15 protein-coding genes are annotated in these 15,040 nt (G+C 44.3%); all 15 read right to left on the reverse strand.

Annotation, left to right across the window (positions count from 1 at the left end; all coding sequences use genetic code 11):
• Positions 1 to 2: 2 nt before the first annotated feature.
• Positions 3 to 1,289: a TRAP transporter large permease gene (locus LC036_RS08405; protein WP_226580973.1), complete on the reverse strand. Its 1,287-nt coding sequence runs from the start codon at positions 1,287 to 1,289 to the stop codon at positions 3 to 5.
• Positions 1,286 to 1,786, reverse strand: a complete 501-nt coding sequence (locus tag LC036_RS08410) for a TRAP transporter small permease (protein ID WP_226580976.1) — start codon at positions 1,784 to 1,786, stop codon at positions 1,286 to 1,288. Before LC036_RS08410 ends, LC036_RS08405 begins: the two co-directional genes overlap by 4 nt.
• Positions 1,787 to 1,865: 79 nt before the next feature.
• Positions 1,866 to 2,882 carry a DctP family TRAP transporter solute-binding subunit gene (locus LC036_RS08415; RefSeq protein ID WP_226580979.1) on the reverse strand — a complete coding sequence of 339 codons (1,017 nt, stop codon included), beginning with the start codon at positions 2,880 to 2,882 and terminating at the stop codon, positions 1,866 to 1,868.
• 2 nt (positions 2,883 to 2,884) lie between these two features.
• Entirely contained in the window at positions 2,885 to 3,547 is a 663-nt protein-coding gene (locus LC036_RS08420; RefSeq protein ID WP_226580981.1) for a GntR family transcriptional regulator, read from the reverse strand.
• A 289-nt stretch (positions 3,548 to 3,836) separates the two neighbouring features.
• The gene (locus LC036_RS08425; RefSeq protein ID WP_226580983.1) at positions 3,837 to 4,007 is read right to left on the reverse strand and encodes a hypothetical protein; all 171 of its coding nucleotides are present in this window, start codon (positions 4,005 to 4,007) and stop codon (positions 3,837 to 3,839) included.
• A gap of 344 nt (positions 4,008 to 4,351) precedes the next feature.
• Complete coding sequence (locus tag LC036_RS08430; RefSeq protein ID WP_226582466.1) at positions 4,352 to 5,710, reverse strand: hypothetical protein; 1,359 nt, start codon at positions 5,708 to 5,710, stop codon at positions 4,352 to 4,354.
• 149 nt (positions 5,711 to 5,859) lie between these two features.
• Positions 5,860 to 6,477, reverse strand: a complete 618-nt coding sequence (locus LC036_RS08435; protein ID WP_226580985.1) for a hypothetical protein — start codon at positions 6,475 to 6,477, stop codon at positions 5,860 to 5,862.
• 232 nt (positions 6,478 to 6,709) lie between these two features.
• Positions 6,710 to 7,438, reverse strand: coding sequence for a ZIP family metal transporter (locus LC036_RS08440; protein WP_226580987.1), 729 nt, complete (start codon positions 7,436 to 7,438; stop codon positions 6,710 to 6,712).
• Positions 7,439 to 7,642: 204 nt separating this feature from the next.
• Positions 7,643 to 9,049, reverse strand: coding sequence for a trypsin-like peptidase domain-containing protein (locus tag LC036_RS08445; RefSeq protein WP_226580989.1), 1,407 nt, complete (start codon positions 9,047 to 9,049; stop codon positions 7,643 to 7,645).
• Between the two features lie 206 nt (positions 9,050 to 9,255).
• Entirely contained in the window at positions 9,256 to 9,969 is a 714-nt protein-coding gene (locus LC036_RS08450) for a hypothetical protein (RefSeq protein ID WP_226580991.1), read from the reverse strand.
• Positions 9,970 to 10,032: 63 nt separating this feature from the next.
• A complete protein-coding gene (locus LC036_RS08455) occupies positions 10,033 to 11,472 on the reverse strand; it encodes an aminotransferase class V-fold PLP-dependent enzyme (RefSeq protein WP_226580994.1) in 1,440 nt (479 codons plus the stop codon).
• Positions 11,473 to 11,673: 201 nt separating this feature from the next.
• Complete coding sequence (locus tag LC036_RS08460) at positions 11,674 to 11,871, reverse strand: hypothetical protein (protein WP_226580997.1); 198 nt, start codon at positions 11,869 to 11,871, stop codon at positions 11,674 to 11,676.
• 339 nt (positions 11,872 to 12,210) lie between these two features.
• The gene (locus tag LC036_RS08465) at positions 12,211 to 12,759 is read right to left on the reverse strand and encodes a hypothetical protein (protein ID WP_226580999.1); all 549 of its coding nucleotides are present in this window, start codon (positions 12,757 to 12,759) and stop codon (positions 12,211 to 12,213) included.
• A gap of 404 nt (positions 12,760 to 13,163) precedes the next feature.
• On the reverse strand, positions 13,164 to 14,084 hold the full coding sequence (gene rbsK / locus LC036_RS08470) for a ribokinase (RefSeq protein ID WP_226581001.1): 921 nt from the start codon (positions 14,082 to 14,084) through the stop codon (positions 13,164 to 13,166).
• Between the two features lie 8 nt (positions 14,085 to 14,092).
• Positions 14,093 to 15,040 carry a substrate-binding domain-containing protein gene (locus LC036_RS08475; RefSeq protein ID WP_226581003.1) on the reverse strand — a complete coding sequence of 316 codons (948 nt, stop codon included), beginning with the start codon at positions 15,038 to 15,040 and terminating at the stop codon, positions 14,093 to 14,095.

The raw sequence follows: 15,040 nt of genomic DNA on the forward strand, positions 1-15,040 counted from the left end.
GATTACCTCCCGTTATAAAGTTCTGGTAGATATAGAGATAGGGAAGGAATAAACGTAATAATTAAAAGCGAAACAATTAACATTAATAAAATAGGCAGGATCGCTTTGGATATACTTTCAATACGCGTTCCGCTGATATTTGAAGCAACAAACAGATTCACTCCAACCGGCGGCGTAATAAATCCGATAGCCAGATTCGCGACTAAAATGACGCCGAAGTGAACAGGATCTACGCCAAGATCTGTTACAACGGGTAATAAGATCGGTGCAAGTACGACAAGAGCAGAAATCGTGTCGATAAAAGCCCCGACAACTAACAATAGAATGTTAATTAATAGAAGGATCACCAGTGGATTCTGTGATAGGTTAGTCAAGAATTCTGCAATGGTCATCGGTACACGCTCAGAGGTCATTAAGAAGGAAAACGAAATCGAAAGACCGATGATAATCATTGTTGCCCCGTTAATGACTGCCGCTTCTGAAAGGGCATCATAGACATCCTTCCAACTCAACTCACGATAAACAAAAACTCCGATTAAAATGGCATACACAACGGCAACAACAGCGGCTTCCGTCGGAGAGAAGACACTCCCATAAATCCCCCCTAAGATAATAAACGGAATCAACAACGCCCATTTCGCCTCCCAGAACGTACGCACAACATCTCTTATTGAAAAAGATTCTACCGCTGGTTTGTAATCATTCTTTTTCGAAATGACGTAGGAGATAGCCAATAGACAGATCCCGATGATAATACCTGGAATAATACCGGCCAAAAACATGCTTCCAACGGATACACTTCCGACTACTCCATATAAAACGAATGGGATACTAGGCGGGATAATAACCCCGATGGATCCGGAAGCGGCTGTAATAGCAGCAGCAAACCCTTCACCATAATTCCGTCGCCTCATTTCAGGAATCATAAAGGAACCGATAGCTGCAACGGTAGCAGGACCTGAACCTGAAATCGCGGAGAAAAACATACACGCAACAACCGTCACCATAGCAAGACCGCCGACAATCCAGCCGACAAGGGCGCTGGCGAAGTTGAGAATACGCTTCGAGACCCCTCCTTTACCCATGAGAATTCCGGCCAGCATAAAGAACGGAATTGCCATCAATGGAAAAGAATCAAGCGACGTAAATGCCCGCTGAGCCACAATGCTTAAATTCATATTCGTAGCAAACAAGATGGTGAAAATCGACGATAATCCTAAAGCAATCGCAATAGGGACATTAATAATAATGAATAGAAATAGAGTACCGAATAAGATTAGTATTGTCATAACTGTTCACCTTCCGAGGAGGAATACTCTTGGCCCGGGTTCTTAATAAGCAGGATGAATTGTTGAATTAATCGGATAGACATAAGTAGACCACCCACCGGAATGGCCAGATACGCCCACCACATTGGAACCCTCATAGCCGGGGATACCTGTCCCTGTTCAATTAAACTCAAAATGACATCACTTCCAACATAAGCGAGGACAACAGCTACAAAGAACCAGAGCGCTAACGCAATAAAATCGATGATTCTTCGATATACATGCGGAAGTAAGTCCTTAAACATCTCCACCTTAATATGTTTTCCTTTTCGAACAGCAAAACTTGCCGCAATCCAAACCTGCCAAATATGTATGTAACGAGCTAACTCTTCCGTCCAGCTCATAGAATCATTAAACACGTAACGGGATACCACCTGATAGAAAATGAGAAGTACCATTAAAGCCATCGTAATTACGATAAGAATCTCTTCTAATCTTTCATCTAAAAATCGCTTCATAGTGTCGCTCCTTTAAAGTCGCATCTTTTAGTTAAGAAAAGATGCCGGCGAGACGTAGCGTCTCACCGGATGATAACCTTTACTCATTGGCTGCTTTGGCTTTTTCAATTAAATCTGCACCAATTTCATCTTCATACTTGTCATAAACGGATTTGGTTGCATCAATGAATGCCTGTTTCTGTTCCGGGCTCAATTCATTTACTTTTAAGCCTTGTTCGTCTTGAAGCTCTTCCAGCCATTGTTCATCCTGCTGACTTGCAAGCTTACGTTGTTCATCTCTATAGGTTTCTGCTTCTTCTTGTAGAATTGTCTGTAGATCTTCTGGGAGTTTGTCAAAGAATTCATTATTCATGAGGAGAATCGTTGCTGCATAGAAGTGGCCACTGACGGTCAAATAATCCTGAACCTCGTAGAATTTATTTGTGTAAACAAGGGAAACTGGACTTTCCATTGCGTCATATGTACCTTGCTGTAAAGAGGTATAAAGTTCACCAAAGGCAAATGGAGAAGCATTAGCGCCTAAGGCGTTAAATGTATCTGTGTGGACAGGGTTTTCCATCGTACGAAGTTTCAAGCCTTCAAGATCTTCCGGCTTTTCAATCGGACCTTCGTTGTTCAGAATATGACGGAATCCATTCTCACCAAACGTAAGTCCCTTAAATCCTTCATCTTCCAAGTCTGTCAAAAGAGAATCACCTAACTCTCCATCAAGAGCGGAATATGCTGCATCTTTTGTTTTAAAGAGAAACGGTAGATCAAACACCATAAACTTACTATTAAATCCAGATAACGGAGCTACTGCAGGAATCGTCATTTCCAAATTCCCCATTTGAACGGCTTCGATTGCTTCACGGTCAGAGGAATATAATGATCCATTCGGATACGCTTCAATTTTCAGTTGTCCATCCGAACGTTCCTCTACTCGGTCAATGAAAGATTCCAGTGCTACGTGAGTCGACTGCTCCTCACTCACGAGGTGGGCGACTTGGATCTCATACGTCTCCTGGTCCCCCTCTGAACTTGCCTCATCACTACTGCAGCCAACCAACGCCGTAGATACCAACACACCTGCTAATGGCAATAACCATTTTTTCATTATTAAACTTCCCCCTCATGTTTTTGATCAATGATTCTTTTCGTCACTTGTCTAATATGCATCTCCATTTCAGCCTCTGCTCGTTTCGGGTCATTCATCTCCATGGCTTCAATCACTCTGTAATGCTCTTCCACAGCACCAATCGCGCTATCCGACAGAGTGCTCGTTAAAATTAGAAAACGCTGAATTTGACTGTTTACGTTCTCAATGAACTCTTTCAGCTTCTTATTTTTAGAAACTTCAGCAATATAAGAGTGAAAGGCATAATCTAAGTCAATGAACTTATGAAAATTTCGTTCATCGATCGATTCTCTCTGGCGCTCACAAATGCTTCGCAGCTCCTTAATGTCCTCTTCTGTAGCGAGACTGCTTGCCAACCCGGCAGCCATAGATTCTAAGCGCTCCCGAACAAGTAGATAATCATGAGCGTTCTCCGGTGAAACCGAACCCACCCTCGCCTTACTTCCCTTCTTCACCTCCACTAAGCCTTCAAAAGCAAGTTTCTTTAAAGCCTCTCGGATTGGTGTCCGACTGATCCCCAACTGCGAAGCGATACGCTCTTCCGCTAAGTAATCTCCCGGAACCACTTCATTGTTAATAATGGAAGCCTTAATCGCCTTATAGGCTTGTTCCATCAATGTTTCTGTACGAGCAATTCTTTCCACAAAACTTTCCTCCATCACTAAATTATTCTGTATTTCGTATTCTGTATACTGTATACAGAAATCTTAAGTCCTATTGTGAGTCTAAATTAACTGAAAGTCAACACTTTTCTGAAAATTAAAAAGTATATTTAAGAGCTGATGTTAAAGAGAATGTGAAAGGACATCTTCTTAAAATTTCCACATAAGCAATGAACCAGCAATGTCGACGCTTACTAAAATTACGCAAAAAAAGACCCAAACCATCGAAAACTAAAGCTTCGATGATTTGGGTCAGTTCCTACTGATTTATTTAGATCCCCACCGTAGAGAGAGGTCGGCTTTCCTGTTCTTCTTTACTTTGTTCTTTTTGCTCTTTTTCCTTCTTCAATACAGACACCTTCATACGTTCATGCTCCAGCTGCTCCTGAAGCTTCTGGTTCTCTTTAACAAGATGGTCCCTTTGGTCTAACACACGGATCATATCTTCCCTCATATTTCTTACCCTCTTTCTTTATATTTTTTATGGCTGACGGACATTTGTCAAAAACACTCAGTTACTCAGTCTCTCTGTCTAGTGGTGTCTAAAAACCCACATGAAGATTGTGTAGAAAAATGAAGATATTTGCAAATAAAATGACCTAGGTATAAGATCACCCGCTGTCTCCATTATTCCCAACCTGCAAGATTCCTAGACTCTTAAAATAGATATACCCCAATCCAGCGCCGATTAAAACATCTTCTAAATAAAAAGACCCACTTGGAAATCTCCTCCATCCGAATGGATAAAAAGTAAATTTCCAATCAGGTCCAATTGTCGAATCCAGTCTAATAGAATAACAGTGACAAGAGGGCGACACCTATCCCCAAAAACCCGAAAGCAATGGTGTAAGGCAGGTTTCTTAAGACGATTTGATAGGGATTCATCCGTAAAGCAACGGATGTAATAGTGACGATCAGCCCATATGGTGCAGAGGGTACGGTGGCAATTGCACAAGCCGATAAGAGTATCGTCAATGTCACCGGTGGAAAGGAGCCGGTCAACAGTTCTCTGACACCGCCGAAAATACCCATTGTAGCAATCGGATGGACGCCTAAAAGCGTCAAAATCAAAAAAGTCGCCTGGATAAAGAGCATGATGAGAAGCGGACTTCCCTCAAGAGACATAAGCGGGTCCTGCAGATAGGATAAGTAAGGCGATTCATTTAACGATTCGGTTAAAAAGGACAGCGACAGCAATAATACAATGAAGTTGTCCAACCGGTTCGTTTTCCATTTCCACGTCGGCCACCCTATGTTTATAAAACTTCTTTTCCGCTTCACGAACAGCGCCCATAGAAAAGCAAAAGGGAAGATGGCAATCGTGACGGAAAATAGAAAGTCGAGATGAATCACGTTCCCTAAGAAGACAACGACGGATAAAAACATCACAAGCGCGACAATAAATTGAGTCAGTTTTTGTTTATCCAGGACAGGAGCTTTACTTCCTACATCGTCTTCAGGAATGCTCTCGTTGCGAAAAAGGATTTTAGCAAATAAGGAATCTAGAGTAATACCTATAATGGATAGTCCAAGCATCCACGGAAGCACCTGCAGATAATTCACGCCCGTTATGAAAATGGAGGTCGCGAGCAGGATTTCAAGGGGGCTCCAAAGCAGGGCGAGGGAGTAACCTCTAAGTGTCACCATCAAAATGAAGTTGTTGCGGACACTCGTCTTTACCTGCTTCAATTTTTCCTTTAACAAGTCCTGAGAGATCGTCGCGGAAGATAGATTCAAGAACGCGGCAAGAGAGACCATTGTCACTTCACTGCGCGCATACAATACACCGAGTTCTCTATGATTGCTGCCAATCAACGACTGCAGAAGCCGGTTGTATCTGCCTGCCTTTACGACACTGTTCATCCAGGGCAGCATGGAAATGAGAAACAGAATACTGATGTTTCCGGCAAAAAACAACGGAATGTCCTTCACCGCTGCTTCACTGGAGATAAAGAAAAAGACTCCCGCACCTAAGAGTACGGCTCCGAGAATTTTAAACACCCGGTCGGACCGCGGAAAGCTGATGACCGTCATCATCATGCCTAAGATCCCGATAATGGTAAAAAGAACTGTATTCTGCCAAAACACATGGATGATGTTGAGGATGAATACAAAAGAGTAGAAGATGTATAGGTAATTCAACATGTGGCGCACGATCATTCTCCTAACTATAAATAAACAGCGTTCTATGTAATGAGGTCAATGATTTTATCCTATACAGTCGTGGAATATTTTTCAATTAAAATAGACTGACGGGGTCTAACAAAAAGAGATGACTACGGATTGAACCATAGTCACCTCTTTTTTCTATCGGTTTGATAAAGGTAGATGAGAGTTCCAATAATCGGAACACACCCCATCCACTGTTTTTTTTCACTTCTTCCGTACTTTCGTTCCCTCCAGCCAATCACGAAAACAGACAGCCCCGTCAATACAAAGAAGTCGATTGTCATTACATGCACAAATTGAGAAGACTGAAAAGCTTCCCCATAAGTTGCGAAACTACCCTGAGTCACCCCGTAAAAGAATAAAACAACTGTACCCGCCATTAACACGACCAGGAAGACCCTCGAGCGCAAAACTTTGATCAGCCAATCAGGTGTCCTTACCGTTCGTGAAGATTCTGCCTCTGATAAGAAAAAGTAAGGCATCAAGGAAAACGCCCCAAGCATAAATGAACCGATCACAAACGGCCATACCGGAACCCGGCTGTCATCTTCTCCAAGTAAAAAGGAAGCAAACACCATTGGATAGATGCCGAGGAAGCTGAACACCATCAATAAAAGGGGATCCGGATCGTCCATGTTTATCAATTGATCTAGATACCCTTGATTGCCATCCGGTGCGATGAACACTGCATACAAAATAAAAAGTGTCCAGGCAATCAGAAATATAATGCGGCGTTTCGTCATGGCTTTTCCTCCCATCATCTTTTAAGTTCCCGTGTCTTTTGTTTAGTGATGTCTCCCCTTCTACCAGTCAGGATAAACACACGAAGAAGATTCCCATGCCTATCACTTTTTTAAAAACAGGGATGATAAATTACATCTCTAATAAATTCCCTCTTAAGAAAAGCCGTTTCAGATTAAATAAAAAGCCTGTCCCTCTTAGAGGGGCAGGCTTTTACTAATGGCCTTCATAAGTTTATTGAAAGTGAGTAAGAATTAACGAGCACAACAATCCGAACGATGCAATAAATCCTACCACCGCTCCACCTTCTTCATACGCTTCCGGCATCATCGCAGCCGTCACCATCGAAACCACTCCTCCGGCAGCAAAAGCCCCGATGAGTGCAATCAAGTTGTCGGATGCATTCTCTAAAAACACAAACCCTGATAAAGAGCTTAAAGCAGAAAGAACCAGCACCACAGCCCATAACAAGAGGATTTTCGTATTCGAATAGCCGTCTTTCTTCAATCCAATACTGCTGGATAACCCTTCAGGAAAGTTGCTGATAAAGATGGCAACAACTAATAACCAACTCACCCCGGCAGGTTCAAGTAAACTGATGCCAATAATGACGGACTCCGGGATGGCGTCAATTACCGTACCGATAAAAATCGCTAAACCGGAGGAATGCTGGGGGTTTTGTTTCGAGCGCTTCCGCTCATTTCCACCTTTCCTTGAAATGAACCATTCAAAAATAGTAAACACGAGTGCTCCCACAAGAAACCCGATGGCTGTCGTCTTGACTCCTCCTTCAGAAATGGAATCAAGCAGGAGTTCAAATGATGCCGCTCCAATTAAAACGCCTGTACCAAAAGCCATAATGACACCGATCCACTTCTTCTTTATTGGAACCAGGATTCCGGCCAGCGAACCGAGAAATACCGCTGAGCCAGCCACTCCTCCCCATAATGCGGCCATCCACATTTTCATCCTCCTCAAAAAAATCGTTGCCTTTAGTGTGGAGTAAAAGAAGCAATTCATGTATGAAAGAGAATATTTTTCCATAAAAAAAGCCTTTCCGATGAAAATGGAAAGACCCTATAAGTTTTATTTTTATGTCTACAGCACCGAATGATATCCCAAATCATCCTTGTTATCTATACCGAAATGATACTTCTTTCAATTTTATCAATCATAAATATCAATCTCCGTAATCTTATAGCTGTCATATTCATCAATAACCACTGTATAATCCTTCACCCGCTCATAAACACTCCAGTCTCCTGACGCGTTCATAAAGTCAAAGACTTCATACGTGCGGACAACCGCAGAGTCCTTTTGAATATTCATATCCGTCACTTCATTCGATGTAAATTCAAAGACCATGCCCTGCCCTGCTATTTCAGTGAGGTAACTGGAATAATCCACGTAGGCCGGGCTGTCATAAAGCAGCATCCCCTCGATCATAGCGAAATCCTCATTATTGAGCGCGGTTTCGTACTGATCCCGAAACGCCAGGATGAAATCAGTCAGTGTCGCAGGATCAAATAAGGAAGAAACTGCTTCCTGTTCCTCAGGGCTTTCTTCCTGGTACGCTTCCTCCTCATACTGTTCTGTTACTGCTGTTTCATAAAATGAAAACACCTTCATCACTTCGCCTGCTGTCATCGGTGATTTGGACCAGTCTGAAAGTAAAGGCTCCATGGTATAAAGCGGAATCGAAAAGGCGATCGATTCATCCGCATTTAAGATGGCAGAATTAATCCCGATGACTCTGCCTGTTTCAGCATCGACAAGGGGGCCGCCGCTGCTGCCAGGTGACACCTGTGCATCAATCTGATAGACATTTTCATATTGGAAATCAGACTCAAAGGAGCGTCCGACTCCAGTTACGTACCCGATTGAAGCGGTATTCTCGAGTCCGCGGGGACTCCCGAGTGCAATGACTTCGGCCCCTAATTTCGACGGTTCCATTTCCATTTGGAGCGGTGCTCTCCCATTGAGTTCATCGACTTGAAGCAGGGCAATATCAAATTGATCGGATATTCCAATGACCTGACCGGTATATTCCTGATTATTTGAATCCCGTACCATCACTTCTGTATATCCTGCGACCACATGCGCATTCGTGACAATCGTTCCATCTTTACTATATAAAAAGCCGGACCCCTGCACTTCATTGGTGAGGATCGTATACACGCGGGATTGTACGTCCCGGATAATTTCCTTCTTGTCTTTATCGGCTGGCGGTTGTTTATCCTTATCTTCCTGTGACTTTGCTGCCGGCGGTTCTTCCTTTTCTACCTCAGGATTATCTGGTTTACCTTCAGAGTCAAGGGCACTCTTTTCCGTCTTCTCCTCAAGCGCAGGAGCGACAACCTCAGCCGCTTCTTCCCTAGCCACCTGTTTAACTTGAGCGCCCTGCCATTGGAGGTAAGCCAGAACACCACCGGTCCAAACCATACAGCAAGCCGCCACAACAGCCACTACCCACCACATGCTTTTGTTCCTTGAACGCGTCAGCGAATAACCACATTGTAAACAATACTTAGCACCCCGGACATCGTTACGTGTCTGGCATTTCGGACACAGCATACCGCCGACCTCCTTTTCCATATTATACCTTACAAACAAATGAAAGAATTGAAAAAGAACGTCGAAAAACGAATGATATCTTTCTGGTTCATCACCTTCTCCATACCTATGCTGTTTTGATTGGATTCTTTATTTTTCGAACTTCCAAAAGGGCAACAAGGTTATAAAAAAGACCCCAGCTTTTTGAAAGATGGAGCCGCCGCCCATTACTGTGGACGCAGATATAGCGATGTACTTAAATCATGGTCATAGGTCACCACAAGCCCGCCATCCACGACCTCTCCCGTAAACGTATCACCTTCGATCGATATCAACACTTTTCCATTCTCTACAATGTAAGTCCCGTCCCAGGAGGTCTGATCGTGCGTAACGGTCACTGCCCCGCCCTCCTTAAATTCATAGAACGACTGAAAATCATAGTCGACCACTTTTTTCCACATTCCCAGGATAGAAGAAACCGTAGCCGTGTCTTCTGAAAGCGGCGGCGAATCTTTTGTAATGATTTTGCTGAATGTCGTTATATTAGAATCTGTAGCTCTTCCATCATTGACATGCAGATTTCCATATTCCATCTTGCCTACTAAACGAACATCACCGATACGCAGGTGGACCCGGTCGCCTTCCCAACTGTACGATCCATGAATGTCCAAATCATAGAGGAGTGTTCCATCGTCGTTGAATTCAATGTTTACCCCGTCCCAAGTCTGCCATTCGCCTAACAAAGGGTTGACTGGGGGTTCTGGTTCCTGCTCCGCTTCATCCTCTTCCGTTTCCGATACCGGCTCCGGCGAATCCGTCCCGTACCCTTCTTTACTTACCGCTTCTGATGCTGGTTCCTCCTCTTCTCCTGTCTCGCGGATCACCTCTTGATTACACCCTACAGCAAACAACAGCACGATACACACCCATAGGATTTTCAAAAGTTATCGTCCTCCTGAACTTGATAGATGTATAGAAAAACGTAAGGCTGGCTCATCAGGGACCTAATCCAAGCGAAACCACTCTTCCCAGTCCACCACTTTTTCAAAAGCCGGCGGATAGAACTCATTCGTAGCTTCATCGTATTCGTACTCTTTCTGCCACCTTTCTCCGTTCTTTCCTATTAGAGCGAGTGCATCCACAATCGTATCAACTTCCTTATTGGTCATCGTCGGATGAAGAGACAGGCGGACCCACCCGGGCTTTAAAGCCATATTTCCCGTATCGATGCTGTCGGTAATCAATTTGGATACATCTTTTTCGATGTCCAGCAGATAATGCCCATACGTTCCGGCACACGAGCAGCCTCCTCTTGCCTGAATCCCGAAGCGGTCACTCAAGATCTTCGTGATGAAGTTATAATGAAGCCCTTCGATGTAAAACGACACAATAGGCAGGCGTTCTTTTTTCTCTTCATCTAACACGTGCACATTCGGGATCCTCCTCAGCCCTTCCCACAAGCGGGAAAGGATCGCACGTTCCCTCTCCGCTAACCCATGTGCCATCATCTCCTCCTTCAGCCCAATCGCGAGCGCTGTCCGAATGACCTGCAGATACCCCGGGGTGCCGCCATCTTCTCTCGCTTCGACATCCTCTATGTAGGACTTCTCCCCCCAGGGGTTGGTCCAATGAACCGTACCCCCTCCAGGGTGATCCGGCTCCTGGTTCCCATATAAAGCACGGTCAAATAGTAAAACGCCGCTCGTCCCCGGCCCCCCTAAAAACTTATGGGGAGAAAAAAAGATCGCATCCAGCCGCTCCGCTTCACCTTCCGGATGCATATCGATCGACACGTAGGGAGCACTTGCCGCAAAGTCCACAAAACAAAGACCGTTGTACTGATGCATAAGCGCGGCCATTTGATGATAGGGGGTAAAAATTCCGGTTACATTGGAACAGGCCGTAAAAGACCCGATAAGTAAAGAGCGGTGCCGGTACCTTTTCAACGCCGCTTCCAAATTCCGCAGGCAGACCTTCCCGTTCTTATCCGGCGGAACAACGACGACATCCACGTTGCACTCAAGCCAGCTTGTATGATTGGAGTGATGCTCCATATGCGTGATGAAAACGACAGGCTTATCGCCCGGATCCCCACTTCCATACCTCACATTTAACAAGCGCTGCCATTTACAGATGGCCCCTGTAGCCCCCGTTCCCGTCGCAATAAATACATCATCCGCACGAGCACCGACATGACGTTTGATCCGCCGGACAGCTTCCGCATACGCTTTTGTCATAAAAGCCCCGGTTTCGCTCGATTCCGTATGGGTGTTGGCGACCATCGGACCAAACTGTTTCGCCATTTTCTCTTCGATCGGCTGATAAAGGCGCCCGCTCGCCGTCCAGTCGGCATACAATAACGTCTGCTTTCCGAACACCGTATGATACGAGTGCTTCCTCCCGATCATCCCTTTCCGGACCTTATTCCAAAATCTTTCCCCCATGCCTCACTCTCCTCTAGTGGTTGTGAAAGTGACTCCCCGTCATTTGTAAAAACCATAAGCTATTTATATCGATAGAAAAAGCATATTATGATTCATAAGGCGATGGTGGGGGCTTTTGATGGCCGTTAAAGAAACATGGTGCCGCACCAAAAGCTTTCAGCGCTGCACCATGTTCCAGACATAGACGTATCCTGTCATCCGTTATTTTGCTGTTAAATAAACCAATACCTCAGAAGTCATTTTCAGTGGGCCGGTGTGCCCAGGCTGTGTGGCGACGTGTTTCGTCTCAATTTCGTTGACGACATAATCGCCTGGATATTCACCATGATCAATCGTCACAACGGCTCCTTCTCTTGGGATGACTTCGGTTTCACAGGGGATCGGGTTATCTTGAATCATAAACCTTACTTCCACATCATCATCTCCTTCTTTTTTCCGCTATTCTCTTCACTCCTTATAGAAATAACCTGAAATTTGGATATGTAAACCATTTCCTATTATCATTTACTTCTCTTACAGCTTTTCACCTCATCCATAGGAAGACCAAAAAGCACCTTAGACATACAAGGTGCTTTAAAAGATGGAACGATTCGCTTTCCACGCCGGAACGTTGGAAGAAGCATGAATTCTATATATGACTTCTAATATAATGGTTACTCCTTGGAAGTCAGGGAAACAATCTGGCTGCTTACCCAGCCATAGAAGGCATGGAGAAATGCTCTCTATAGGAACGGACCATTAGAAGAAACCTCCCATAATGCCAGCCGCTTCCTCAGCATCCGCAGCAAGAGAAGCAGCGCCTAACGCATCAGACATATCCCCCACTTGATTCAACTGTTCAAACTGCATCCCCTTGGATATCTCTACACCGCCAAAGGGACCGGGCGCCGCATTGAACGAAGAAGCCGGAGCATTTCCGAAAAAATTGATTCCCCCCTCAACGGGCGCCGGATTTGAGTAGCCTATCACATCGCCGGACTGATGGAAGGTTTCACCACCCATCACGTTGTCTGTGGCAGAAACGGTCTCTCCACCACCAAAGTCAAAGGTATGATTTCCATTCACATCAGGTCTGATATCCGCGATCGCATTTCCGTGACCATCAGAAAACGTGCCAAACCCTTCATGGACCCCAGGGGTATAGTCTGCGATCATATCGCCATTTCGTTCCCTAAATGCCCATCCGTCTCCTCCGATTTTAGGAAGCATTGTCGTGGTCTCTAAATTTTGATTCGTTTCCTCAATCATAGAAAATGTATCTTCCATTAAAGAAAGTTCACTCCCCATATGCACCCTCCTTCCAGTCAATAAAGACTATTACCAAAATACTATATAAATAATATCGGAATAGATTTTATATACTTAATAAACCCTAGGAAAATATGACATTTTATGGTGTGAAAGGCTTATTTTTTAAGGAGTTATGCTGCCATTATAATGTTCTAATTAAGAAAGGAATCCATATCTACCACTCATTCCGCTCATTGGTGATGAGCGATTTATTTAGTGATTTTTATCATGGATCTATGTGAGGAATCACCTTATAGTTTAAGATCGTAGACGGAAAAAAGAAGAAATCTTATTAAGAAGCGCAGCACCAAGAGTCGATGGTAGTCTTGGCCCTATAACAAAAATTAAACCGCGTTCCCTACAGCCATAAAAATAGCTGGAGGAAACGCGGTCTCTTTTATTTATTGTACGGCTGTCTCTAAATCTTTTCTATAAGGCATAGCTGGAGCCGTTCCTTCTTTTGTGACGGATAATGCCCCCACCATATTCGCCAGGCGTGCCGATTCTTTCAAAGACTTTCCTTCAGAAATGAAAGTCGCAAATGCGCCATTGAAAGCATCTCCCGCTCCTGTTGTGTCGACAGACTTTACAGGAAACCCTTCTATTTGTTCGCCTTGAGAATCTCCGTTTCTTTCGTACACCAAACACCCTTGTTTTCCTAAGGTGATGATGACAACATCGACCCCTTTGTTCGTTAGTTTCTTGGCAGCTTCCCTCGCAGATGAAACATCGGTCACTTCTATCCCTGTCAACAAACCAGCTTCCGTTTCATTTGGTGTGAGATAAGTAACTTTACTTAGAAGCTCATCGGATATCTCCTGGTAAGGGGCAGGATTTAAGATGACCGGCTTATTTAGCTCGTTTGCTATTCTTATAGTTTCCTCGACAGCTTCTATGGAAGTCTCTAACTGGACTAAGATGATATCTGCCTTTTCAAATTCCGGTAAGGACCTGGTGACTTCTTCTTTCGTAATCTTTCCACACGCCCCGAGTGACACAACAATCATATTCTCACTGGACGTGTCGACGGTAATTAAAGCTGCTCCTGTTGATTCTTCTTCGTCCACAACGATGTAGGAGGTGTTGATGCCTTCGTTTGTAAAATTGTTCATCGCATTTTCACCAAATAAGTCGTTCCCTATTTTGGTGACCATGGTGACTTCAGCCCCTTGTCGCGCTGCTGCAACGGCTTGATTTCCACCTTTTCCGCCCGGTCCCATTCTAAATGGACCCCCGAGTACGGTTTCCCCAGGCTTAGGCATATGGGGAGTTCTTGCCGTCAAATCTGTAACATAACTTCCGACTACAACAATGTTTGACATCGAATCACCTACCTCGTTTTGACTTCATCTACATTTTCTTTTGTCACAAGCTTATTCTCAAGTGTAATCATTTCTTTAACTTCTTCGCCTTCAATGACTTTAATAGCTGTATCCACGGCGTCACGTCCCAGGAAGAATGGAGGTTCCGCAATAGTTGCTTCAAGCTTTCCTTCTCGAATGGCTTCCATAGCAGGATCAATGGCATCTGTTCCAATTACAACCATTTCATCAAGACGACCAGCAGATTCAATCGCCGAAAGAGCTCCCATTACCATTTCATCATTAGCGGCATAGACCCCGTCAATTTCATCATTGGCTTGAAGGATGTCTTCCATTACAGACAGCGCTTCTCCACGGTCAAAGTTAGCGGACTGTTGAGCGATGATTTCAATTCCATCTACGCTTTCCATGTGGTTGTTGAATCCCTGACTACGATCTCTCCCTACATTTGTACCAAGAATCCCTTGAAGTTCGACTACTTTTCCTTCACCATTTAGAGATTCTTCTAAGAATGTGGCGGCAATTTCCCCAGACTTAAGGGCGTCGAATCCAATGTGGGAGACTACCTCACCACCAGCCGCTTGACGATCAACTGTAATAACTGGAACGTCTCTTTCGTTCGCAAGCATGACCGCTTGAGCCGCAGCATCACTATCGACCGGGTTCAAAATCAATACATCCAAATCGCTTTGCAGGAGATTTTCAACATCTGTCATTTGCTGACCCGGATTACCCTGAGAGTCAGTAATCTCCAGTTGTATATCTTTATTTTTCGCCTGCTCTTCCGCTCCTTCTTTCAAGGTAACAAAGAAAGGATTGTTCAAGGTGTTCATCGCTAAACCGACTTTGTATCCATCTTCTGAGCCTTCTCCTTCTGCATTGGTTTCACTGTCATTACAAGCGGCTAGAACAGAACCTAAGAGTGCAATAAGCAATAAACTGATCCATTTTTTCAT

The sequence above is a fragment of the Halobacillus litoralis genome, from assembly GCF_020524025.1.
Lineage (GTDB): Bacteria > Bacillota > Bacilli > Bacillales > Halobacillaceae > Halobacillus > Halobacillus litoralis_D.

Coding starts and splice junctions, on each gene's coding strand:
- LC036_RS08405 (WP_226580973.1), bottom strand. CDS start 1,289: ATGACAATACTAATCTTATTCGGTACTCTATTTCTATTCATTATTATT.
- LC036_RS08410 (WP_226580976.1), bottom strand. CDS start 1,786: ATGAAGCGATTTTTAGATGAAAGATTAGAAGAGATTCTTATCGTAATT.
- LC036_RS08415 (WP_226580979.1), bottom strand. CDS start 2,882: ATGAAAAAATGGTTATTGCCATTAGCAGGTGTGTTGGTATCTACGGCG.
- LC036_RS08425 (WP_226580983.1), bottom strand. CDS start 4,007: ATGATCCGTGTGTTAGACCAAAGGGACCATCTTGTTAAAGAGAACCAG.
- LC036_RS08430 (WP_226582466.1), bottom strand. CDS start 5,710: ATGTTGAATTACCTATACATCTTCTACTCTTTTGTATTCATCCTCAAC.
- LC036_RS08435 (WP_226580985.1), bottom strand. CDS start 6,477: ATGACGAAACGCCGCATTATATTTCTGATTGCCTGGACACTTTTTATT.
- LC036_RS08440 (WP_226580987.1), bottom strand. CDS start 7,438: ATGTGGATGGCCGCATTATGGGGAGGAGTGGCTGGCTCAGCGGTATTT.
- LC036_RS08445 (WP_226580989.1), bottom strand. CDS start 9,049: ATGCTGTGTCCGAAATGCCAGACACGTAACGATGTCCGGGGTGCTAAG.
- LC036_RS08455 (WP_226580994.1), bottom strand. CDS start 11,472: ATGGGGGAAAGATTTTGGAATAAGGTCCGGAAAGGGATGATCGGGAGG.
- LC036_RS08460 (WP_226580997.1), bottom strand. CDS start 11,871: ATGATTCAAGATAACCCGATCCCCTGTGAAACCGAAGTCATCCCAAGA.
- LC036_RS08465 (WP_226580999.1), bottom strand. CDS start 12,759: ATGGGGAGTGAACTTTCTTTAATGGAAGATACATTTTCTATGATTGAG.
- rbsK (WP_226581001.1), bottom strand. CDS start 14,084: ATGTCAAACATTGTTGTAGTCGGAAGTTATGTTACAGATTTGACGGCA.
- LC036_RS08475 (WP_226581003.1), bottom strand. CDS start 15,040: ATGAAAAAATGGATCAGTTTATTGCTTATTGCACTCTTAGGTTCTGTT.